This is a genomic window from Methylobacterium nonmethylotrophicum, from assembly GCF_004745635.1.
Lineage (GTDB): Bacteria > Pseudomonadota > Alphaproteobacteria > Rhizobiales > Beijerinckiaceae > Methylobacterium > Methylobacterium nonmethylotrophicum.
In genome coordinates, this window is record NZ_SRLB01000006.1 from 285,164 (window position 1) to 305,494 (window position 20,331).

Consider the following 20,331-nt stretch of genomic DNA (forward strand, 5'->3'; position numbering starts at 1 on the left):
GGACGGCAGCCGGAGTTCGCGAGGTCCTGATGGCGCAGGCCGCGACGGTGGCGCCCGTCGCTCAGATCTCCACCACCCCGATCGTCTCCTCGTCGAACGCGACGCTCTTCACGATCGCCAGCACCGGCAGGCCCGGCGCCAGGGCGAGCTCGTGGGCCGCGAGCCGCGTGACCTGCGCGACCAGGCTCGCATCGCCGCAGGCGATCTCGACCCGGGCGTGGGGGCCGTCGCCCGGCGTGATTGCGGTGACGAGGCCCGGCAGGACGTTGCGGGCGCTCAAGGCCCGGGGCGTCTCGCGCGCCACAAGCACGTCGCGGGCCCGCACCCGGACCCGCACGCTCGCGCCGACCGGCAGGGCGAGGCGCGGCACGGTCAGCCGGCCGGGGGCGCCGTCGAGGCGGGTGAGGCCGAAGACGTCGTCGTGGGCCGCGACCCGGAGCTGCAGGAGCGCGCCGGCCTCGCCGGTCTCGCGGCCCGGGAACAGGCCGCCCCGGCGCAGGATCTCGGCGGCCGGGCCGCAGGCCGTCATCCGGCCCTCCTCGAGCACCACCACGGTGTCGGCGAGGCGCGCCACCTCGGCGACCGCGTGGCTGACATAGACGATCGGCACCCGGGCCTCGTCTCGCAGGCGCGCCACGTAGGGCAGGATCTCGGCCTTGCGCCCCTCGTCGAGGGCCGAGAGCGGTTCGTCCATCAGGAGGAGCCGCGGGCGGGCGAGCAGCGCACGGCCGATCGCGACCCGCTGGCGCTCGCCGCCCGAGAGCCCGGCCGGCCGCCGCTCGAGCAGCGCCGCGATCCCCAGGAGGTCGGCCACCGCCTCGAGGCTCGGGCCGCCCGGCCGGTGACGCGCGAAGAAGCGCCCGAACAGCAGGTTCTGCCGTACGCTCAGGTGCGGCATGAGCCGCGCGTCCTGGAAGACTGTGCCGATCTGGCGCCGGTGCACCGGCACCCGCACGCCCGCCCCCGTGTCGAGGAGGGTGACGCCGTCGACGACCACCCGCCCGTGCTGCGGCCGCACGAGCCCGGCGATCACCTCGACGAGGGTCGACTTGCCGGAGCCGGAGCGGCCGAACAGGGCGGTGACCCGCCCTTCGGCCGTGAACGCCGCGTCGAGCACGAAGGCGCCGCGGGCGTGCCGGACCGCGACCTCGATCATGCGACAGGCCCGGTCATGCGCCGAGCCGCCGCCGGGCCCGCCGGGCCAGCCACTCCGAGGCGAGGAGCGCCGCCATCGACAGGGCGACCGAGATCAGGGCGAGGCGCAGCGCCCCCGCCTCGCCCCCCGGCACCTGCGTCAGGGTGTAGATCGCCGAGGGCAGGGTCTGGGTCTCGCCCGGGATGTTCGACACGAACGTGATGGTGGCGCCGAACTCCCCCATCGCCTTGGCGAAGGCCAGCACCGCGCCGGCGAGGATGCCCGGCAGCGCCAGCGGCAGCGTCACGACCAGGAACACCGCGGCCGGGGAGGCGCCGAGGGTGCCGGCGGCCTGTTCGAGCTTTCGGTCGACCGCCTCGAACGACAGGCGCATCGCCCGCACCATCAGCGGGAACCCCATCACCGCGCAGGCCAGCGCCGCCCCGGTCCAGCGGAACGAGAACACGATGCCGATCTCGGCCAGCGCCGCGCCGAAAAGGCCCCGGCGCCCGAAGGCGAGGAGCAGCAGGTAGCCGGTGACCACCGGCGGCAGGATCAGGGGCAGGTGCACCAGCCCGTCGACGAGCGCCCGGCCGCGAAAGTCCCGCCGTGCCAGGAGATACGCCACGGCGAGCCCCGGCAGCAGGCTCGCCAGCGTCGCCACGCCCGCGACCAGCAGGCTGAGCCTGAGCGCGCTCCACTCGTCGGGGGTGAGGAACAGGGGCAGGGCTCGTTGCGGCGGGCAGAACCGGCAAGATGGCGGATCGTGGCCCGGAGTCCAGGCCCCGCACGGCAACGCTGGTTTCCGGCCGGGCGGGATTGATCCGCGCCGGCATTTGAGGCCTGTGGGAGCGGTTCCACGCTTTTCCCCGGAGGCCAGGTTGATCACCTTCTACTTCAACGGCTCGCCCAACCCGACCAAGGTCGCGCTCTTCCTGGAGGAGGCGGGGCTCGCTTACGAGCCGGTGGCGGTGGACACCCGCAAGGGCGAGCAGTTCGCGCCGGACTTCCTCAAGCTCAACCCGAACGGCAAGGTACCGGTGATCGTCGACGACGGCACGGTGGTGTTCGACTCGAACGCGATCCTGCTCTACCTCGCCGAGAAGACCGGCCGCTTCCTGCCGCCGGCCTCGGAGCGCGGCGCGCTCCTGTCCTGGCTGATGTTCGTGGCGACCGGCATCGGGCCGTTCTCCGGCCAGGCGGTGCATTTCCGCCATTTCGCCCCCGAGAAGGTGCCCTACGCCCATGAGCGCTACCAGTTCGAGGTCAAGCGCCATTACGGCATCCTCGACCAGCACCTCGCCGGCCGCGCGTGGATGGTGGGCGAGGCCTACGGCATCGTCGACATGGCTGTGTGGGGCTGGGCCCGGATGCTGCCCTTCATCCTCGGCGAGGGCGCGTTCGACGGTCTTCCGAACCTGAAGCGCCACCACGACGCCATCGCGGCCCGCCCCGCCGCCGCCAAGGCCGTCGCCCTGAAGGACCGCTTCCCCTTCAAGGCCGAGATGGATGACGAGGCGCGGGCGCACATGTTCAAGCACCTCACGCCGGCGGCGTGACCGGCCTCGCTGCGCCGCGAAGGCTCAAGGCCCTTCGCCCAACCGGGTAAGTTCGACACATTCAAGCGCCTATCAATCCGACCCGCGGCGTCATCCTGAGGTGCTGGCGATCGAAGATCGCACCCGCAGGGAGCCTCGAAGGAGGCCTCCGGACGTCTCGCGATCCCTGGAGGCCTCCTTCGAGCCCGCTGCGCGGCACCTCAGGATGAGGCCGCGGGTCGGATCGTCGACGAGAAGCGGCAGGGCAGGCGCGACCGACATCGGGAGGAACACGCCATGAGATCGTTCGACAACCCGTTCAAGCGCGGCCTCGCCGAGGGGCGGCGGCAGGCCGGATTGTGGATGACCACCGGCTCGCCCGGCATCACCGAGATGGCCGCCGGCGCGGGCTTCGCCTGGATGCTCATCGACATGGAGCACTCGCCCAACGATCTCCTCGACGTCGTCGACCACCTGCGGGCCGCCGAGGGCGGCACCGCCGAGCCGGTGGTGCGGGTGCCGTGGAACGAGCCCGTGATGGTCAAGCGCCTGCTCGACCAGGGCGCCCGCTCGCTGATGTTCCCGTTCGTGCAGAGCGCCGAGGAGGCGCGCCGGGCCGTCGCCGCGACGCGCTACCCGCCCCACGGCATCCGGGGCTTCGCCGGCACCTCGCGGGCCACCGGCTACGGCCTGCGGCCGGACTACCACGCCCGCTCCGGCGACGAGGTCTGCGTCGTCGTCCAGGTCGAGACCCCGGAGGCGCTCGCGGCGGCGGGCGAGATCGCGGCGGTCGAGGGCGTCGACGGCGTGTTCATCGGACCCAACGACCTGGCCGCCAGCATGGGCCATCTCGGGGAGCCCAATGCCGGCCCGGTGCGGGAGGCGATCGCCGCGGCGCTGCCGCGGATCCGGTCTGCCGGCAAGGCGGCGGGCCTCCTCAACTTCAGCGAGACCGGCGCCAAGGCCGATTTCGAGGCCGGCTTCGGCTTCGTGGCGGTGTCCGGCGACGCCTTCCTGCTCGCCCGCGAGACGCAGCGGGTCGCGAAACTCTTCGGCTCCTGAGCCGCCCCCGGAGGACACCCATGGCCGCCCTGTCGTTCCAGCACCGTTTCGAGCCCGCCGCCGACGAAGCGGCGGTGCCGCTCCTCCTCCTGCACGGCACGGGGGGCGACGAGAGCGACCTCCTGCCGCTCGGGCGGGCGCTGGCGCCCGGGGCGGCCCTGCTCTCGCCCCGCGGCCAGGTGCTGGAGGGCGGCGCGCCGCGCTTCTTCCGCCGCCTCGCCGAGGGCGTGTTCGACGAGGCCGACCTGGTGCGCCGGGCCGGCGACCTCGCGGGCTTCGTGGGCGAGGCGAGGGCGGCCTACGGGATCGCGGCGCCGCTCGCCGTCGGCTTCTCGAACGGCGCCAACATCGCGGCCGCCGTGATGCTCCTGCATCCCGGCGTGCTCGCCGGCGCGGTGCTGCTGCGGGCGATGGTGCCGCTCGCCGATCCGCCGCCCACGCGCCTTTCGGGCGAGCCGGTGCTGATCCTGTCGGGCCGGATGGACCCGATCGTACCCGCCGAGAACGCCGCACGCCTCGCCGGGCAGCTGACGAAAGCCGGCGCCAGCGTCACCCACGAGGTCCTGCCCGCCGGCCACGGCCTGTCGCAGGCCGACCTCGTGCGGGCGAAGACCTGGCTCACCGGGCGGCCGTGACGACCGCTGGTCCGGCGGGGAAACAAGAGCCGCGCGCGAAAGCCTCAGGCCGGGCTCCACCCCGCCGCGCAGTCGCGCACCAGCTGGCGCAGAAACGCCTCGCCGGCCTCGAGAGCCGCCAGCGTGATGTACTCGTCCGGCTGGTGGGCCTGGTCGATGGAGCCCGGGCCGCAGACCACGGTCGGCAGCCCGGCGACCTGGAAGCGGCCGGCCTCGGTGGCGTAGGGCACCGTGATGGTGTGGTTGCGCCCGGCGAGCCGCAGGGCCAGGCGCTCGGCCGGTGAGCCGGGCTCCGGCGCCAGGCCCGGCACCGCCGCATCCTCCTCGGTCTCGACGCGGCCATAGGCGCCGAAGCGGTTGAGGCGCTCGCGGGTCACCCGCTCGACCTCGGCGGCGAACAGGGCCGGGATCTCGTCGCGGGGCAGATCCGGCAGGCCGCGGAACTCCCAAAGGAACTCGCAGGCCTTGGGCAGGATGTTGCGGGCGGTGCCGCCGCCGATCGTCCCGACGTGAACGGTCGTGTAGGGCGGGTCGAACCGGCCGCTGGCGTCGCCCCGCTCGGTCATCCGGTCGGCGATGCGGTTGAGGCCGGCCACCAGCTCGGCCGCCGCCATCACGGCGTTGGCGCCGAGCGCCGGCTTCGAGGAATGCGCCTCGTGGCCGTGGACGGTGGTGCGGTAGGTGTAGATGCTCTTGTGCGCGTCCGCGACCTCGAGGTCGGTCGGCTCGCCGACGATCACCGCGCCCGGCCGCGGCAGGTCGCCTCCGAATCGGGCGATCACGTCGGCGACGCCGAGGCAGGTCAGCTCCTCGTCGTAGGACAGCAGGATGTGGATCGGCGTCTTGAGGTCCGCCGCCAGCATCTCCGGCACCAGGGCGAGGCACAGCGCGTCGAACCCCTTCATGTCGACGGCGCCGCGGCCATAGGCGCGACCGTCGGCGACCCGCAGGGTGTAGGGGTCGCTGGTCCAGGACTGGCCGGCGACCGGCACCACGTCGGTATGGCCGGAGAGCACCACGCCGCCGTCCCGCATCGGCCCGATCGTGGCGAAGAGCGCGGCCTTGTCGCCGGCGGCGTTTGGGGCGCGGATGTACGGCACGCCCCAGGCGTCGAGATACTCGCCCACCCAGTCGATCAGCGGCAGGTTCGACTTCTGGCTCTCGGTGTCGAAGGAGACCAGCCGGGCGAGGAGGTCGAGCGGGGAAAGGCGGGGGCCGGTCTGGGTCATCGGGCGGGCGGTCTCGCGGCGGGAGGGGCGCCGCCGTCCTTAGCCCAGCCTGCCGGCGACCGACAGCGGCACCGGCGCAAGGGGCCCGACGCCGCGACGCATGTCGCGGCGCTCCCGCAGCGCCGCGATGCGACGCATGCCGCGGCGCGTCAGTGCATCACCCGGCGGACATGCGGCGAATCGAGCGAGAAGGCCGGGATCGCCGCCTCGAAGCTGCGGCCGTCCGGGGTCGCCATGGTGTAGGTGCCCTCCATCGTGCCGTCCGGCGTCGTGAGGGGGCAGCCGCTGGTGTAGCTGAACGACTCGCCCGGGCCGAGCACCGGCTGCTTGCCGACGACGCCGGCCCCGCGCACCTCCTGCATCTCGCCGCGGCCGTCGACGATGCGCCAGTGGCGCGAGCGCAGCTGCACTTGCTCGCTGCCATTGTTGGTGATCTCCACCGTATAGGCGAAGAAGTAGCGGCCGCTGTCCGGCGAGGATTCCTCCTCGACGAAGCGAGGCTTCACGGACACGCTGATGCCGCGGGTCTCGGCCTTGTACATCAGGGAACCTCCGCTGGCGGCCCGCGCGCGAAGCGCGACGGCCGGCGGGGGTCGTGGTACGTCCGGCCTTCCGGATCGTCAATCGCTTGGATCTGCGGTCGGTAATCCTGCACGAGGCGCTCCTTCCCCGCCATGAGGCTTCCTTCCTCGTCCACAGCCGCCGCGGGCCTCGCCGCGGCGGTGGTCCTGGCGCTCGGCGCCGATCCGGCGGTCCTCGTCCTGCTGGCCGCCTGGCGCGGGCTCGCGCTGCTGGCGCCGGGTCGCGACGGGGCGGGGGAGGGGCCGTGGATCCGCATGGCCCTCGCGTTCGCGCTCGCGTGGCGGGCCCCGGGCTGGCCGGCGGGGGCGTTGGTGGCCGCGCTCCTCCTCGAGGTCGCCGTGGCGCGCCTCGCCGCCCTGGCGGCCGCCCGGACAGGGACCGCCTTGCCGGGCCCTGACCTTTACTCGCTGATCCTCGCCGGCGGACGGGCCTCCGACGCGATCGCCGCCCTCGCCGTCGCGGCGATGCTCCTCCTGCCCGAGCGGCTGCCGCTGATCGCGAGTGCGCTCGCCGGCCTCACCGCCATGGGGGCGCTCGCCCGGGCGAGCGTCGCCGTCGCGGTCCTGCGCGCGGCACGGGACGAGGCCTGACGCGCTCTTCACGCGGCCGAAACCCTGGCGTACGACACTCGGCATGACTCGCCGGAGTGGTTCACCGGTTCGGCGGAGAAAATGATGCAAAGACAAGAAGCTAAGCAGAGCAGCGCCATGCGGCTCTGCTTAGTCCGTTGAGGATGGACGGGTCATGGTGCAGCGCGTGGACGGGATTCAATCGGCGGAGGGCATCGCGGCGCTCGCCGCCGCCGGGGTGATCCGGACCGCGGCGCCGTTCGCGGACGACCAGATCCAGCCCGCGAGCCTCGACCTGCGCCTCGGCGCCCGGGCCTGGCGGGTGCGGGCGAGCTTCCTGCCGGGACGCACCCGCGACGTCGCCGCCTGCCTCGACAAGCTCAAGCTGCACGAGATCGACCTGCGCCAGGGCGCGGTGCTGGAGACCGGCTGCGTCTACATCGCCGAGTTGCAGGAGGGGCTGGCCCTGCCGCCCGACCTCGCGGCGAGCGCGAACCCGAAAAGCTCGACCGGGCGCATCGACGTGTTCACCCGGGTCATCACCGACCAGGCGCGGGAATTCGACATGGTCGAGGCCGGCTATGCCGGCCCGCTCTTCGCCGAGATCTCGCCCCGCACCTTCCCGGTTCTGGTGCGCACCGGCTCGCGCCTGTCGCAGCTGCGCTTCCGCCGCGGGGCGGTGCGGCTCGACGATGCCGCGCTGGCGCGCCTGCACGCGACGACGCCGCTGGTCGACGCCGCCGACCCGTCGTTCCAGGGCGGTGTGGCGGTCTCTGTCGACCTCTCGGGCTTCGACGGGCTGATCGGCTACCGGGCCAAGCGCCATACCGGCCTCGTCGACGTCGACCGGCCCCGCTCCTACCCGGCCTCGGAATTCTGGGAGCCGCTGCGGGCCGACGGCTCCGGCACGCTGATCCTCGATCCGGGCCAGTTCTACATCCTGGCCTCGAAGGAGGCGGTGCAGGTGCCGCCGGACTTCGCCGCCGAGATGGTGCCGTTCGATCCCCTCGTCGGCGAGTTCCGGGTCCACTATGCCGGCTTCTTCGATCCCGGTTTCGGCCACGTCGAGGCCGGAGGCACCGGCGCCCGGGCGGTGCTGGAGGTGCGCTCCCGCGACGTGCCGTTCATGCTCGAGGACGGCCAGATCGTCGGCCGCCTCGTCTACGAGCGCATGGCCCAGCGGCCCGCCGCCCTCTACGGCAGCGCCGCCGGCTCGAACTATCAGGCGCAGGGGCTGAAGCTGTCGAAGCACTTCGTCTGAGAGCCTGGTTGCCCCGCTCAACAGGATTGACGCGCTCCATGTCATTCCGGTGCCGCGCAACGGAGCCCGGAATACAGACACGCGGATGGACCAAGACAGAGCGGACAGCGTCTTGCTTCGTTCATCCAGACCTGAGCTTCTGGATTCCGGGTGCGGCGGCGCGGCTCCGGAATGACCAGGTGGGTGTCTGGCTGGAAGAAGCCCGGGACGCTTCGGGTGTCGTCTCGCCGCTTGTCGACAACGTCAGGCAGCCCGGCCCTGGACGCGCCCGATCAGGTGAGCGCCGCCCGCCTCGACGCTGGTCGACGCCACGCGGCTGTCGTCCCTGATCGCCTTCGACCGCTCGACCCTCGGCAGCGTCCCGGAGCGGCGGCGTCAGGCCGCCGCAGCCTCGTCGAGCAGCCATACCGTCTCGCCCCGTGCCCGCGCGCGTCCCGCCGGCAGATCCTCGCCGGCAGCGAGGCGGGCGAGCGGCGCCCGCTTAGCCTCGCCGGTGACCAGGAACAGGGCGAGCGGCGTGGCGCCCAGCGCCGGCAGGGTGAGGCTCACCCGCGGCACGAAGGGAGCGAGACCGGCCTCCGGCACGGCGACCACCCAGGCCTCGGCCTCCCGCGCCTCGGGCTTGCCCGGGAAGAGCGAGGCGGTGTGGCCGTCTTCGCCGAGGCCGAGAAGCACGAGGTCGAAGAGCGGCCGGGCCGGGTCGAGCCGCTCAGTACCGTACCAGCGCCGAAGCTCGGCCGCGTAGGCCGCGGCGCCGTCCTGCGGTGGGCCGTCCGCCGGGATCGGGTGCAGGTGACCGGGGGGCACGAGATCCCCGAACGCCTCCTCGGCCAGGCGCCGGTTGCTGCCGGCCTCCGGTCCTCCGCCGACGCGCTCGTCGCCGAAGAACCAGTGCAGGCGCGCCCAGGGCAGCGAAGTGCGAAACTCCGGCCCTGCGAGGAGCCGGTAGAGGAGCTTAGGGGTCGAGCCGCCCGACAGGCAGATCCCGACCTCGTCCACTTTCGCCGCCGCGACCTCGACCAGCCGCTCGGCCGCGGCGCGGGCGACCGCGTCGGCGTCGGGCAGGACCTCGCGGGGAGCCGGCGCGCTCATGGCTGGCGCTCCAGCGAGCGCCACCGGCGCCCGTCGCGGGCGAGGAGGTCGTCCGCCTCCTTCGGCCCGGCGCTGCCGGCCTCATAGGGAAGCGTCGTCAGCGTGCCGGCGGCCGCCGCGTCGAGGATCGGCTGGACGATGCGCCAGCCGGCCTCGATCATGTCGGCGCGCTGAAACAGCGTCGGATCGCCGATCATCGCGTCGTAGATCAGGGTCTCGTAGCCGGTGCTCGGCTCGGTCTTGAAATAGTCCTTGTAGCAGAAGCGCATGTCGACGCTGCCGAGGCGCACCGCCGGGCCCGGCACCTTGGCGCCGAACTGCAGCGAGATGCCCTCGTCGGGCTGGAGCTGCAGCACCAGCCAGTTCGGCACGTCCTCGCGCACGGTGGTGCCCTTGAACAGCGCGAGCGGCGCCTGCTTGAAGCGGATCGCGATCTCGGTGTCGCGGCGGGTCATCGCCTTGCCGGTGCGCAGGTAGAACGGCACCCCGGCCCAGCGCCAGTTGTCGATGCCGAGCTTGAGGGCCACGAAGGTCTCGGTGTCCGAGTCCCGCGCGACATCGGGCTCCTCGCGGTAATCCTTCACCGCCTTGGCCAGGACGGTGCCGGCGGTGTAGCGGCCCCGCACCGCGTCCTCGGGCCGGGCCGAGGGGGTGGCGAGCAGCACCTCCTCCTTCTTGTCGCGCACGGCCTCAGCCTCGAACGAGATCGGCGGCTCCATGGCGACGAGGGTGTAGAGCTGGAAGAGGTGGTTCGGCACCATGTCGCGGAGCGCGCCGGTGGCCTCGTAGAATTTCCCCCGCCCCTCGACGCCGACCGTCTCGGCGACGGTGATCTGCACGTGGTCGATGTGGTCGCGGTTCCACAGCGGCTCGAACAGGCCGTTGCCGAACCGGAACGCCATGATGTTCTGCACCGTCTCCTTGCCGAGGAAGTGGTCGATGCGGAAGATCTGGTCCTCGGACAGGACCTTCAGGATGTCGGCGTCGAGCTTCTCCGCCGAGGGCAGGTCGTGGCCGAACGGCTTCTCGATGATGACCCGGCGCCAGGTGTCCTCGCCCTTCTCGGTCAGGCCGGCCTCGCCGAGCTTGGCGATGGTGGGCCCGAACAGGCCGGCGGCGACCGCGAGGTAGAACAGGACGTTGCCGCCGTTCTCACGACCCGAGACCTCGGCGATCGTCCCCTTCAGCGCTGCGAAGAACCCCGCATCCGAGATGTCGCCCGAGCGGTAGTGGACGCGCCCGACGAGGTCGTTCCACACGCCCTCGTCGACGGTGCCGCCGCCGGCCTCGCCGCCCTTGGCGGTGATGTGGCCGCGCACCGTCTCGCTCAGCTCGGACCGGAAGTCTTCCGACGACATCTCAGAGCGGCTGACGCCGATGACCGAGAACTCCTTCGGCAGCAGGCCCCAATGGCCGAGATTGTAGAGCGCCGGCATCAGCAGGCGATGGGTGAGGTCGCCCGTCGCCCCGAAGATCACCAGGGTGCAGGCGGGCGGGGGGGCGGCCCCCTCTGCCATGGAACTCGTCATTTCGGCTCCTGGTGGCCGCCGAAGCCCTTGCGCATCGCCGAGAGCAGCTTGTCGGCGTAGGTGGCGCCCTGGCGCGAGCGGAAGCGGGCGTAGAGGGCGGCCGACAGCACGTGGGCCGGCACCGCCTCCTCGATCGCGGCGTTCAGCGTCCAGCGGCCCTCGCCCGAATCGGCGACGTGGCCCGAGAAGGCGTCGAGGTTCTCGTCGCCGGCGAGCGCGGATGCCGTGAGGTCGAGGAGCCAGGACGAGACCACGCTGCCGCGCCGCCAGACCTCCGCGATGTCGCCGATGTTGAGGTCGAAGCGCTGCGCCTCCGGCAATTCCGAGGAATTGGCGTGCTTGAGGATGTCGAAGCCCTCGGCATAGGCCTGCATCAGGCCGTACTCGATGCCGTTGTGGATCATCTTGACGAAGTGGCCGGCGCCGCTCGGGCCGGCATGGATGTAGCCGTGCTCGGCGCGGGGATCGCGGCCCTCGCGGCCCGGGGTGCGCGGCACCTCCCCGAGGCCGGGCGCGAGCGTCGAGAAGATCGGGTCGAGCCGGTCGACGGCTTCTTTATGGCCGCCGATCATCATGCAGTAGCCGCGCTCCAGGCCCCAGACGCCCCCGGAGGTGCCGACATCGACGTAGTGCAGGCCCTTCTCGTTGAGGACGGCCGCGCGGCGGATGTCGTCCTTGTAGAACGAGTTGCCGCCGTCGATGATCACGTCGCCGGGCTGCATCAGCCCGGCGATCGCCATCACCGTCACCTCGGTCGGGTCGCCCGCCGGCAGCATCACCCAGGCGGTCCGGGGGACCTCGAGCTTGGCGACGAAATCCTCAAGGCTGTCGGCGCCGACCGCGCCCTCCTGCACCAGGGCCGCGACGGCCTTGGGATCCTGGTCGAACACCACCGCGGTGTGCCCGTTGCGCAGGAGCCGCCGGACGATGTTGCCGCCCATCCGACCGAGACCGACCATGCCGAGTTGCATCGCGTCACTCCTCGCCGGCGAAGCCGGGGCCGGCGGCCCGTGGGCGTGGGGAGCCCGTCGTATCGTCTGGCACTGCCCCCCTCTCCCGGGTGGGAGAGGGGGCCGAGGTCTAACGTCTAACTAAGCGCCGACCTCAGCCGGTCGAGCCCCTTGGCCACATCGCCCTTGATGTGGACGCGCAGCGCCCGTCGGCCGCGCTCGGAGAGCACGCCGAAATCGCCCCGGGCCTGCGCGGCGATCACGGTGGCGAAGCCGAGGCTGCGGCCCGGGATGGCGAGGTCGGGGGCCTCCGAGGTGATCTGCAGGAAGACGCCGCTGTCGGGCCCGCCCTTGTAGGCCTGGCCGGTGGAGTGCAGGAAGCGCGGCCCGAACTCGGCGCAGGTCGCGACGTGCTTGGCCTCTCTCAGCGCCACCCGGGCCGCCTGGAGCGGGGCCAGGTGCTTCGGGTTGCGGGTGACGTAGGCGAGCAGCGCGACGTAGTCGCCGGCACCCAGGCGTCCGACCTGCGCCTTGATCCAGCTCTCCGGGTCGGAACCGGCGCCCCCCTTGCGCAGGGCCTCGGCGTTCGTCGCATCGGTGTAGAGCGCAAAGCCGTCGTCCTCCGCCACCGGCGTCTCGGCCGGCAGCGCGCCGTCCTTCTCGGCGGCGGAGAAGAGCTCGCGGGTCTTGATCTTGCTCGCCTCGACGTCGGGCTGGTCGAACGGGTTGATCCCGAGCACCGCGCCCGCCACCGCCGTGGCGATCTCGAAGCGGAAGAATTCCTGCGGCAGGCTCGCCTTGGAGGCCAGCGCGATCCGCACCACCGGGTGGCCGGCCTGCTCAAGCGCCGTCACGGCCGTGTCCTGGGCCGCGTCGGCGCCCTCGTCGAGGCGCAGGTAGACGAAGATCCGGTCCTTGCCGTAGACGGCCGGCGCCGCCAGGGGCTCGTTGTCGATCGGGATGAGGCCCTTGCCCTCCTTGCCCGTCGACTCGGCGATCAGCTGCTCGGCCCAGGCGCCGAAGGTGTCGATGCCCGGGGAGGCGATCAGCGTGACCTTGTCGCGGCCCTGTCCGGTGGCCGCGGTGCCCAGCACGAGGCCGAGCTGCACGCCCGGGTTCAGGTCCGGCGGCACGTCGGGGCCGCAGGAGCGCACCATGGTGCGGGCGCTCTTGAGGAACGCCGCGATGTCGAGGCCCATCGCGGCGGCGGGCACCAGCCCGAAGGCCGAGAGCACCGAGTAGCGCCCGCCGATCTGCTTCACGCCGTAGAAGATGCGCCGGAAGCCGTCGTCCTTGGCGGCCTTCTCCATCGCCGAGCCCGGATCGGTCACGGCGACGAAGTGGCGGCCGGCCTTCTCGCGCCCGACCACGTCGCGCATCCGGCCGAGGAAGTAGTCGCGAAACACGTTGGGCTCGAGGGTCGAGCCCGACTTCGAGGCGACGATGAACAGGGTCCGCTCGAGGTTCACCGCGGCCTCGACCGCCCGGACCTCGTCCGGATCGGTCGAATCGAGGATGCGCAGGCGCGGGAAGCCCGGCTGCTGGCCGTAGGTCTCGGCCAGCACCTCCGGCCCGAGGCTGGAGCCGCCCATGCCGAGCACCACCGCGTCGGTGAAGCCCTCCTGCTTCACCTCGGCGGCGAAGGCGGCGTACTCGCCTGCCTTCTCGGCCTCGTCCTCCACGATGGTGAGCCAGCCGAGCCATTGCGCCTCGTCGGCGCCGCTCCACACCTTGGCGTCGCGCTGCCACAGGCGGCGCACCAGCCCGTCCTTGCGCCAGGTCTCGATGGCTGTCTTCACCGGCGCGTCGAGGCTGCCGAGGGCGAGCGCCTGCCGGTCGAGCCCGTGGCCCAGAAACGTCTGGCGCTTGCCGGCAACGGCGCCCAGCACCTTGTCGGCGGCGTCGACGAAGAGCTGCACGCCCTCCTCGACGAGCTGGCGCGCCACCGCGTCGAGGTCGATCCCGGCCTTGGCGAGGTGGGCGAGCACCCGCTCGGCCTCGTCGACGCCCTCTTCCAGGCTCGGCCGCACCTGTCCGTGGTCGCGGAACGCGTCCATCGTCGCGGGCGGGATGGTGTTGACGGTGTTGGGGCCGATCAGCTCCTCCACGTAGAGCACGTCGGAATAGGCCTTGTTCTTGGTGCCGGTGGAGGCCCAGAGCAGGCGCTGCGGGTGGGCGCCCTTGGCCGCCAGCGTCTGCCAGCGCTCGCCGGAAAAGAGGCGCTTGTAGCGCTGATAGGCGAGCTTGGCGTTGGCGATCGCGACCTTGCCCTTGAGGCCTTCGAGCGCCGCCTTCTCGTCCGGGTCGTTGGCGGCGCCGATCCTCTCGTCGAGCAGCTTGTCCACCGCGGCGTCGATGCGGCTGATGAAGAAGCTCGCCACGCTGGCGACCCGGCCGATGTCGCCGCCGCTCGCGGCGAACTTTTCCAGGCCCTCGATATAGGCGTTCGCCACCTGCTCGTAGGCACCTTGAGCGAAGAGCAGCGTGACGTTGATGTTGATGCCGTCGGCCGTGAGGTCGCGGATCGCCGGGATGCCCTCGGGCGTGGCCGGCACCTTCACCATCAGGTTGTCGCGGGCGACCGCCTTGTGGAGGCGACGCGCCTCGGCCAGGGTCTCGACGGTGTCGAGCGCCAGGTAGGGCGACACTTCCAGGCTGACGAAGCCGTCCTGGCCCCCGCTCGCGTCGTAGACCGGGCGCAGCACGTCGGCCGCGGCCTGGATGTCGGCGATGGCCAGGCCCTCGTAGAGGTCGATCACCCGCTCGTCGCCGGCCGCCTTGAGGGCCTCGTCGTACTCGTCCGAGTGGCCGATCGCCTTCTCGAAGATTGCCGGGTTCGAGGTGACGCCTCGCAACCCGTCCTCGTCGACCAGGCGCTTCAGCCCGCCCTCCTGGACGAAGCCCCGGGCGACGAAATCGAGCCAGACGGCCTGGTCCTGTTCGGCGTGCAGCGTCTTGAGCGGGTTCATGCCTCTGGTCTCCGCGTGCTTGCCGCAGATGTGGCCCGCGAGGGGGCGCTGTCCAGGGGGGAGGCGCGCGAGAAGCTTGGCCGTGCGCGAGAAAAGGACGCTTGCGTCCGGTACGTCAGCGCCGCGCCGGCGCGAATCCCGCGACCGCGACCAGCACCCAGCCGAGGATCAGGACGATTCCGCCGCTCGGCGCGGCCATCGGGAAGAGCGGCTGCTGCAGGAGCGCCCGGACCGAGAGGTCGCCGGAGAACAGCGCGAGACCGAGCGCCAGGGCGAAGCCCGCGATCCGCGCCGGGACCGGGTGGGCGCGGCCGCTGCCGGCGAGAAGGGCGAGGCCCAGGAGGGCAGGGGCGTGGAAGAGCAGGAACTGCGCGGCCGTGGCGAGGCTCGTCGCCCCGGCGATGTGGGCCGCGGCCGCCGAGAGCCCGACGCCGAGCGCCCCGGCGAGGCCGGCGAGGGCCACGAGGATCCGGTCGGCGGGGTGGATCATTCGCCGCGTTCGGCCAGCAGCCGGGCGATGCTGGCGCGCAGGTCCGCGACGCCGTCGTCGGTGCGGCTCGAGGTCAGGATGACCTCCGGGTAGGCCGCCGGGCGCCGGGCGATCGCAGCCGCGGTCGCGTCGAGCCGGGCCTGGATCTCGCCCTTCTTGAGCGCGTCGGCCTTGGTGAGCACGATCTGGTAGGAGACGGCGGCCTTGTCGAGGCCGTCGAGCACCTCGGCGTCGTTCGGCTTGATGCCGTGGCGGGCGTCGATCAGCACGTAGACCCGGGCGAGGTTGGCCCGGCCGCGCAGATAGGAGTGGATCAGCTCGGTCCAGGCCGCGACCTTCGCCTTCTCGACCGCCGCGTAGCCGTAGCCCGGCATGTCGACGAGGACGAGCCTGCCGGCAATGTCGAAGAAGTTGAGCTGCTGGGTGCGCCCCGGCGTGTGCGAGGTGCGCGCCAGCGCGTTGCGGCCGGTCAGCGCGTTGATCAGGCTCGACTTGCCGACGTTGGAGCGGCCCGCGAAGGCGATCTCGTGGCCCTTCATCGGCGGCAGCACCGTCAGCTTGTCGGCGGCGTGGAAGAAGTCCGCCGCCCCCGCGAAGAGCAGCCGCCCCGCTTCGCGCAGGGCGGCCGCCTTCTCGGCCTCGGTCTGGTCTTGCGTCGTCACCGGTTCCTGCATCAGCCCTTCGCCTTCGCCGCCTTCGGCGTGCGCGAGAACGTCGATCGCAAGTTGTCCCACAGCTCCACCTTCACCCCGTTGCGCCGCATGATCACGTATTGCTGGATCACCGACAGGGTGTTGTTCCAGGCCCAGTAGATCACCAGGCCGGCCGGGAACGAGCCGAGCATGAAGGTGAAGATGATCGGCATGAAGGTGAAGACCTGGGCCTGGACCGGGTCCGGCGGCGCAGGGTTCATCTTCATCTGCACGAACATCGTCACGCCCATGATGAGCGGCCAGATGCCGAGATGGAGCAGGTCCGGGGGCGTGAAGGGCAGGAGCCCGAACAGGTTGAACAGCGAGGTCGGGTCCGGCGCCGCGAGGTCGCGGATCCAGCCGAAGAACGGCGCATGCCGCATCTCGATGGTGACGAATAGCACCTTGTAGAGCGCGAAGAAGACCGGGATCTGCACCAGCACCGGCCAGCAGCCGGCCACCGGATTGATCTTCTCCTTCTTGTACAGCTCCATCATCGCCTGCTGCTGCTTCATCTTGTCGTCGGCGTAGCGCTCCCGGATGGCGGTCATCTCGGGCTGGACGGCCTTCATCTTGGCCATCGAGACGTAGGAGCGGTTGGCGATCGGCAGGAAGAACAGCTTCAGGATCAGGGTGACGACCAGGATCGACACGCCGAAGTTGCCGAACAGGCGATAGAAGAAGTCCAGCGCCTTGAACATCGGCTTCGTGATGAAATAGAACCAGCCCCAGTCGATCAGCAGGTCGAAGCGCTTGATGTTCAGCGACTTCTCGTAGCCGTCGATGGCACCGACCTCCTTGGCGCCGGCGAACAGGCGCTGGCTGGCCTGCACGGTGGCACCGGGCGCGAGCGGCTTGGCCTCGCCGAGGCTGCTCGCCTGGTAGACCTTGGTCGCGCCCTCGTCGCGCTCGGTGAACGAGCCGGTATAGGGCGCGCCCTGGTCGGGAATCGCGGCCGCCGCCCAGTACTTGTCGGTGATGCCGAGGAAGCCGCCGGTCACGCCGGTCCAGGAATGGCCGCGGGTGCCGGGAGCGCCGAGCGGGTTCTCCTTGGCGAGCTTGTCGTAGGTGTATTCCTGCAGGCCCTGGTCGCCGAGCACGCCGATCAGGCCCTCGTGCAGGACGTAGTACCCTTGCGTGTGCGGCTTGCCCCAGCGCGAGACGAGGCCGTACGGATAGAGCGTGACCGCGTTGCTGCCCTTGTTCTCGACCGCGTCGGCGACCGTGAACATGAACTTGTCGTCGACCGAGATGGTGCGGCGGAAGGTGAGGCCGGCGCCGTTGTCCCAGGTGAGCACCAGGGGCTTCTGCGGCGTCAGCACGTCGCCCTCTGCGGTCCAGACCGTGTCGCCGCCCGGCAGCGGGCCGGCATTCTGCCCGACCCAGCCGAACTCGGCGTAGTAGGGGTTGGCCGAGCCGGTGGGCGAGAGCAGCTCGATGCGCGGCGAGCTGTCGTCGACCGTCTCGTGGTAGTTCTTCAGCGACACGTCGTCGATGCGGCCGCCCTTGAGCGCCACCGAGCCGGCGAGCGCCGGGGTATCGATGCGCACCCGCGGCGAGCGGGCGAGCGCCTCGGCGCGGTTCGCGGCCAGCGCCGGGCTGCCGGCCGGCGCGCCCGGCAGGGTGCCGGGCACCGGCGCCGCGGGACCGCCTTCGCGCGGGCTCGCCGCCGGGCCGTCCTTGGCCGCCTGCGCCTGCTTGGCCGCCTGCTCCCTGGCGGCTTGCTCCTGGCGCTGGCGCTCCACCTGCGGCGCGCTGACGAAGTAGTTCCAGCCGAGCAGCACTGCCAGCGACAGCACCACGGCGATGATCATGTTCGTCTTGTCGTTACCCATGGACCCGCGACGCCTGCCGCCTAAAGAGCGGGACCAGCGGGCGGGCCTGGCGGCCCGCATCGCTCGGCCCTCACGACCAACACGACGAGGCGATTCCGGCTGCCCGGGATCGCCTCACGAACTCCGTTCCGGGGCTCCCGGCCCCGTGCGCGAGGCCTTCCCGGACCCGCCTGAGCCCCGCTTCCCCCGTCCCGGCTTCCGGGCGGGCTGACCGCCCTCCGCGGCCGGAGGTTTCGGCGCCCTCGGCTTCGTCACCACGCCGAGAGCCTGGCGGACATCCTCGACGAGCTGGGCGAAGGGCGCCGCGAGCGCGTCGCGCCGGCCGATCAGCACCACGTCGACCGCCTTGTCCCGGTGCGCCTCGCCGGCTTGTCTCGCCGCGACCTTCAGGCGGCGGCGGATCCGGTTGCGCTCGGTGGCGTGGCCCTCGCGCTTCGTCACCGTGAAGCCCACGCGCAGGCCGCCCGGCGGTCCGTCGTCCCGCAGGCGGCCTTGCGCCGTCAGGCGCTCGGTATGGAAACGGCGGCCCTTGGCCGCCGCCAGATAGTCCGGGCGCCGGGTGATCCGGCCGATCGGCGGCGGGTCGCCGCCGGGCCCCGCGGCGCTCATCGCGGCGCTCTCCGGCACCGCGCGCGAGCCTTACGCCGACAGGCGCTTGCGGCCGCGGGCGCGGCGGGCGGCGATCACCTTGCGGCCGCCGACGGTGGCCATGCGGGCACGGAAGCCGTGGCGGCGCTTGCGCACGAGCTTCGACGGTTGATAGGTTCTCTTCACGGCTCGTTCTCCGAAGGCCGGGGCCGGCCGCGCGCGTCGCGCCGCCGAGGCCCTCGTGGTCCAGAATGTCTTGGCGAAAGCGAACCGCGCCCGAAAGCGGGCGCGGTCACGTCGCGCCGGTGTATGGCGGAATGGTCCCCCCGAGTCAATCGCGTTAAGGATCGCGCGCGAGGCCGTGCGGGGCGCCCGCGACGGCGTGCGCGAGGGAGACACCGATGTTCGACGACGCCGACAACCGGCCCCGGCCGAAGGCCCATCACGAGATCGGCCAGGACCTCTCCGCCCTGTCGGTCTCCGACCTCGACGAGCGGATCGAGACCCTGCGCCGCGAGATCGCCCGGCTCGAGGAGGACCGGCGGCGCAAGCAGGCCTCGCAGGAGGCGGCCCGGGCGGCGTTCAAGTTCTGAAGCGGGGCAGGGGCGAGGACGCGTCCCGTTTCGGGGCGGTCGCGGGTTTCGCGGCTTGATCGTTCACTTCCGTGCCTCTCTGCTGGAGCTAAGAATGGCGCGGGATCCCCTCTCCCGTGTGGGAGAGGGGTATGGCGATCGAAGATCGCACGTGAGGGTGACACGCGTCAGGATGTAGCTCGACCGTCACGCTGCCAGCACGATGGTTCGAGCATGACTCAGGACCGTAGCACCCTCACCCCCGGCCCCTCTCCCACACGGGAGAGGGGAGACACCTGCCTCGTCCGGCATCCACCGATCGGCCGCCGCAACGAGCCTCTCCGGCACGAGGGCCCCCGGCCCATCCGCCTGCGCCGCGGCCGCTTTCCCGGCCCTGCCCGACCCGCGTTAACCATTTCTTAAGCCTTCCGGGCGATAACCAAGGCCGTCCAGCTTTCTGGATGTCGAGTGGTCTCTGTCCACTCTGTTTGATGCCTCCCTGTACGACTCTTTCAGCCGCCCCGTTGGGGCGGCTTTCTTTTTTCCCGCTCCGATTTTCCGCGGCGCCCGGGATCGTCCGTGCCCCGCCGGCGTTGACGTTAACGTTAATCATTCGTTGACGGCGCGCCGCCCGCGCACTGGCGCTATCGTTGCGCCGGACGGCCCGAGCGCACCGTGAATGTCCCGAAATCAGGCGGGACCGGCGTCGCGGTGGCACAGGAGGGATCATGGGCGGGATGGACGTGATGTTTCGAGACGAGCAGCCCACCGTGCGCTTCGGCGAGACGTTCGTGGCCTCCGACGGCTTCAAGCTGCTGTTTCGCGAGGGCATGACCCTCGTGGAGGAGACCGCGGCCTATCTCGACGGGCCCGGCCGGGACGAATCGCGCCTGCTCGCCCGCCACGCCGCCCTGACCTATGCCAGCGAGAGCATGCGGCTCACCACCCGGCTGATGCAGATCGCCTCCTGGCTCCTCGTGCAGCGTGCCGTCGCCGAGGGCGAGCTGAGCCTGAGCGAGGCCGCCGAGGAGAAGACCCGGGTGCGCCTGTCGGCGACCGAGCCGAACGAGGCCAACCCGGTGCTCGTCGCCGAGCTGCCGCTGTCGCTCCAGGCCCTGATCGCCCAGTCGAAGCGGCTCCATGCCCGCATCCTCCACCTCGACCGCCTGATCTCCGACGACCGCCCGACGCCCGAGCCGCGGGTGAGCCCGGTCTCCGCCCAGCACGACATGCTGCGGGTGGCCTTCGGCTGACGGCGGGGGGAGCGCGCGCTCCCCCACCCTGTTCCCTGGTTCCTCGGCATGAAAAAAGCCCCGGCCGCGAGGCCGGGGCTTTTTTCGCGCGAAGCAGGGCCGTCGGGCTTACTTCTTGCCGAAGGACATGTTGCCGAAGCGCGAGTTGAAGCGGGACAGGCGGCCGCCGCGGTCCATCAGCTTCTGCTCGCCGCCGGTCCAGGCCGGGTGCGTGCTCGGGTCGATGTCGAGGTTGAGGGTGTCGCCCTCCTTGCCGTAGGTCGAGCGGGTCGTGAACGAGCTGCCGTCCGTCAGCACCACCTTGATGAAGTGGTAGTCCGGGTGCTCGGTCGCGGTGCGCGCCACCTTCG

General features: G+C 71.8%; 21 protein-coding genes. 7 read left to right on the forward strand and 14 right to left on the reverse strand.

Annotated elements, in window-relative coordinates:
- Window positions 1-61 precede the first annotated feature (61 nt).
- Together modC and modB are read right to left on the reverse strand one after the other, a co-directional pair.
- Window positions 62-1,156, reverse strand: a complete 1,095-nt coding sequence (gene modC / locus EU555_RS10140) for a molybdenum ABC transporter ATP-binding protein (RefSeq protein WP_135414528.1) — start codon at window positions 1,154-1,156, stop codon at window positions 62-64.
- 13 nt (window positions 1,157-1,169) lie between these two features.
- The gene (modB, locus tag EU555_RS10145; RefSeq protein WP_135414628.1) at window positions 1,170-1,862 is read right to left on the reverse strand and encodes a molybdate ABC transporter permease subunit; all 693 of its coding nucleotides are present in this window, start codon (window positions 1,860-1,862) and stop codon (window positions 1,170-1,172) included.
- 154 nt (window positions 1,863-2,016) lie between these two features.
- Here modB and EU555_RS10150 point away from each other — a divergent pair, with 154 nt between their 5' ends.
- The 3 genes from EU555_RS10150 to EU555_RS10160 all read left to right on the forward strand — a co-directional run bounded on the left by EU555_RS10150 (window position 2,017) and on the right by EU555_RS10160 (window position 4,370).
- Window positions 2,017-2,694, forward strand: a complete 678-nt coding sequence (locus tag EU555_RS10150) for a glutathione S-transferase family protein (protein WP_135414529.1) — start codon at window positions 2,017-2,019, stop codon at window positions 2,692-2,694.
- 276 nt (window positions 2,695-2,970) lie between these two features.
- The gene (locus tag EU555_RS10155; protein WP_135414530.1) at window positions 2,971-3,735 is read left to right on the forward strand and encodes an HpcH/HpaI aldolase family protein; all 765 of its coding nucleotides are present in this window, start codon (window positions 2,971-2,973) and stop codon (window positions 3,733-3,735) included.
- 20 nt (window positions 3,736-3,755) lie between these two features.
- A complete protein-coding gene (locus EU555_RS10160; RefSeq protein ID WP_135414531.1) occupies window positions 3,756-4,370 on the forward strand; it encodes an alpha/beta hydrolase in 615 nt (204 codons plus the stop codon).
- A gap of 44 nt (window positions 4,371-4,414) precedes the next feature.
- Here the strand turns inward: EU555_RS10160 and argE are convergent, their stop codons facing one another.
- Both argE and apaG read right to left on the reverse strand, forming a co-directional pair.
- Window positions 4,415-5,599 carry an acetylornithine deacetylase gene (gene argE, locus EU555_RS10165; protein WP_135414532.1) on the reverse strand — a complete coding sequence of 395 codons (1,185 nt, stop codon included), beginning with the start codon at window positions 5,597-5,599 and terminating at the stop codon, window positions 4,415-4,417.
- Window positions 5,600-5,748: 149 nt separating this feature from the next.
- Entirely contained in the window at window positions 5,749-6,141 is a 393-nt protein-coding gene (gene apaG, locus EU555_RS10170) for a Co2+/Mg2+ efflux protein ApaG (RefSeq protein ID WP_135414533.1), read from the reverse strand.
- A gap of 132 nt (window positions 6,142-6,273) precedes the next feature.
- Between apaG and EU555_RS10175 the strand changes: the two genes are divergently transcribed.
- On the forward strand, window positions 6,274-6,771 hold the full coding sequence (locus tag EU555_RS10175) for a hypothetical protein (protein ID WP_135414534.1): 498 nt from the start codon (window positions 6,274-6,276) through the stop codon (window positions 6,769-6,771).
- Between the two features lie 154 nt (window positions 6,772-6,925).
- A complete protein-coding gene (locus EU555_RS10180; protein WP_135414535.1) occupies window positions 6,926-8,011 on the forward strand; it encodes a 2'-deoxycytidine 5'-triphosphate deaminase in 1,086 nt (361 codons plus the stop codon).
- A gap of 375 nt (window positions 8,012-8,386) precedes the next feature.
- Here EU555_RS10180 and pgl read toward each other — a convergent pair whose 3' ends face one another.
- The 9 genes from pgl to rpmH form a co-directional block, all read right to left on the reverse strand.
- Entirely contained in the window at window positions 8,387-9,103 is a 717-nt protein-coding gene (gene pgl, locus EU555_RS10190; RefSeq protein ID WP_135414536.1) for a 6-phosphogluconolactonase, read from the reverse strand.
- Window positions 9,100-10,632 carry a glucose-6-phosphate dehydrogenase gene (gene zwf / locus EU555_RS10195; protein ID WP_135414537.1) on the reverse strand — a complete coding sequence of 511 codons (1,533 nt, stop codon included), beginning with the start codon at window positions 10,630-10,632 and terminating at the stop codon, window positions 9,100-9,102. The genes pgl and zwf overlap by 4 nt, the downstream gene beginning before the upstream one ends.
- Window positions 10,629-11,603, reverse strand: coding sequence for a phosphogluconate dehydrogenase (NAD(+)-dependent, decarboxylating) (gene gnd, locus EU555_RS10200; RefSeq protein WP_135414538.1), 975 nt, complete (start codon window positions 11,601-11,603; stop codon window positions 10,629-10,631). The genes zwf and gnd overlap by 4 nt, the downstream gene beginning before the upstream one ends.
- 116 nt (window positions 11,604-11,719) lie before the next feature.
- Window positions 11,720-14,551 (reverse strand): bifunctional transaldolase/phosoglucose isomerase, encoded by a 2,832-nt coding sequence (locus EU555_RS10205; protein ID WP_135414539.1) that lies wholly within the window; start codon window positions 14,549-14,551, stop codon window positions 11,720-11,722.
- A gap of 115 nt (window positions 14,552-14,666) precedes the next feature.
- Window positions 14,667-15,041, reverse strand: a complete 375-nt coding sequence (locus tag EU555_RS10210; RefSeq protein ID WP_135414540.1) for a DUF423 domain-containing protein — start codon at window positions 15,039-15,041, stop codon at window positions 14,667-14,669.
- Window positions 15,038-15,715, reverse strand: coding sequence for a ribosome biogenesis GTP-binding protein YihA/YsxC (yihA, locus tag EU555_RS10215; protein WP_135414541.1), 678 nt, complete (start codon window positions 15,713-15,715; stop codon window positions 15,038-15,040). The genes EU555_RS10210 and yihA overlap by 4 nt, the downstream gene beginning before the upstream one ends.
- Entirely contained in the window at window positions 15,715-17,568 is a 1,854-nt protein-coding gene (yidC, locus tag EU555_RS10220) for a membrane protein insertase YidC (protein WP_135414542.1), read from the reverse strand. The genes yihA and yidC overlap by 1 nt, the downstream gene beginning before the upstream one ends.
- Window positions 17,569-17,682: 114 nt before the next feature.
- The gene (rnpA, locus tag EU555_RS10225) at window positions 17,683-18,177 is read right to left on the reverse strand and encodes a ribonuclease P protein component (protein ID WP_135414543.1); all 495 of its coding nucleotides are present in this window, start codon (window positions 18,175-18,177) and stop codon (window positions 17,683-17,685) included.
- Between the two features lie 30 nt (window positions 18,178-18,207).
- A complete protein-coding gene (gene rpmH / locus EU555_RS10230) occupies window positions 18,208-18,342 on the reverse strand; it encodes a 50S ribosomal protein L34 (protein WP_010300405.1) in 135 nt (44 codons plus the stop codon).
- 215 nt (window positions 18,343-18,557) lie between these two features.
- Between rpmH and EU555_RS10235 the strand changes: the two genes are divergently transcribed.
- The gene (locus EU555_RS10235) at window positions 18,558-18,749 is read left to right on the forward strand and encodes a DUF1192 domain-containing protein (protein ID WP_135414544.1); all 192 of its coding nucleotides are present in this window, start codon (window positions 18,558-18,560) and stop codon (window positions 18,747-18,749) included.
- Between the two features lie 707 nt (window positions 18,750-19,456).
- On the forward strand, window positions 19,457-19,981 hold the full coding sequence (rcdA, locus tag EU555_RS10240) for a protease adaptor protein RcdA (RefSeq protein ID WP_135414545.1): 525 nt from the start codon (window positions 19,457-19,459) through the stop codon (window positions 19,979-19,981).
- 108 nt (window positions 19,982-20,089) lie between these two features.
- Here the strand turns inward: rcdA and rpmE are convergent, their stop codons facing one another.
- A complete protein-coding gene (gene rpmE, locus EU555_RS10245) occupies window positions 20,090-20,326 on the reverse strand; it encodes a 50S ribosomal protein L31 (RefSeq protein WP_245524237.1) in 237 nt (78 codons plus the stop codon).
- Between the last annotated feature and the right edge of the window lie 5 nt (window positions 20,327-20,331).

What these genes read in the sequence shown, in the direction of transcription:
- modC (WP_135414528.1), bottom strand. Translation starts at nt 1,156, where the DNA reads ATGATCGAGGTCGCGGTCCGGCACGCCCGCGGCGCCTTCGTGCTCGAC.
- EU555_RS10155 (WP_135414530.1), top strand. Translation starts at nt 2,971, where the DNA reads ATGAGATCGTTCGACAACCCGTTCAAGCGCGGCCTCGCCGAGGGGCGG.
- EU555_RS10160 (WP_135414531.1), top strand. Translation starts at nt 3,756, where the DNA reads ATGGCCGCCCTGTCGTTCCAGCACCGTTTCGAGCCCGCCGCCGACGAA.
- argE (WP_135414532.1), bottom strand. Translation starts at nt 5,599, where the DNA reads ATGACCCAGACCGGCCCCCGCCTTTCCCCGCTCGACCTCCTCGCCCGG.
- apaG (WP_135414533.1), bottom strand. Translation starts at nt 6,141, where the DNA reads ATGTACAAGGCCGAGACCCGCGGCATCAGCGTGTCCGTGAAGCCTCGC.
- EU555_RS10175 (WP_135414534.1), top strand. Translation starts at nt 6,274, where the DNA reads ATGAGGCTTCCTTCCTCGTCCACAGCCGCCGCGGGCCTCGCCGCGGCG.
- EU555_RS10180 (WP_135414535.1), top strand. Translation starts at nt 6,926, where the DNA reads ATGGTGCAGCGCGTGGACGGGATTCAATCGGCGGAGGGCATCGCGGCG.
- pgl (WP_135414536.1), bottom strand. Translation starts at nt 9,103, where the DNA reads ATGAGCGCGCCGGCTCCCCGCGAGGTCCTGCCCGACGCCGACGCGGTC.
- zwf (WP_135414537.1), bottom strand. Translation starts at nt 10,632, where the DNA reads ATGACGAGTTCCATGGCAGAGGGGGCCGCCCCCCCGCCCGCCTGCACC.
- gnd (WP_135414538.1), bottom strand. Translation starts at nt 11,603, where the DNA reads ATGCAACTCGGCATGGTCGGTCTCGGTCGGATGGGCGGCAACATCGTC.
- EU555_RS10205 (WP_135414539.1), bottom strand. Translation starts at nt 14,551, where the DNA reads ATGAACCCGCTCAAGACGCTGCACGCCGAACAGGACCAGGCCGTCTGG.
- EU555_RS10210 (WP_135414540.1), bottom strand. Translation starts at nt 15,041, where the DNA reads ATGATCCACCCCGCCGACCGGATCCTCGTGGCCCTCGCCGGCCTCGCC.
- yihA (WP_135414541.1), bottom strand. Translation starts at nt 15,715, where the DNA reads ATGCAGGAACCGGTGACGACGCAAGACCAGACCGAGGCCGAGAAGGCG.
- yidC (WP_135414542.1), bottom strand. Translation starts at nt 17,568, where the DNA reads ATGGGTAACGACAAGACGAACATGATCATCGCCGTGGTGCTGTCGCTG.
- rnpA (WP_135414543.1), bottom strand. Translation starts at nt 18,177, where the DNA reads ATGAGCGCCGCGGGGCCCGGCGGCGACCCGCCGCCGATCGGCCGGATC.
- EU555_RS10235 (WP_135414544.1), top strand. Translation starts at nt 18,558, where the DNA reads ATGTTCGACGACGCCGACAACCGGCCCCGGCCGAAGGCCCATCACGAG.
- rcdA (WP_135414545.1), top strand. Translation starts at nt 19,457, where the DNA reads ATGGGCGGGATGGACGTGATGTTTCGAGACGAGCAGCCCACCGTGCGC.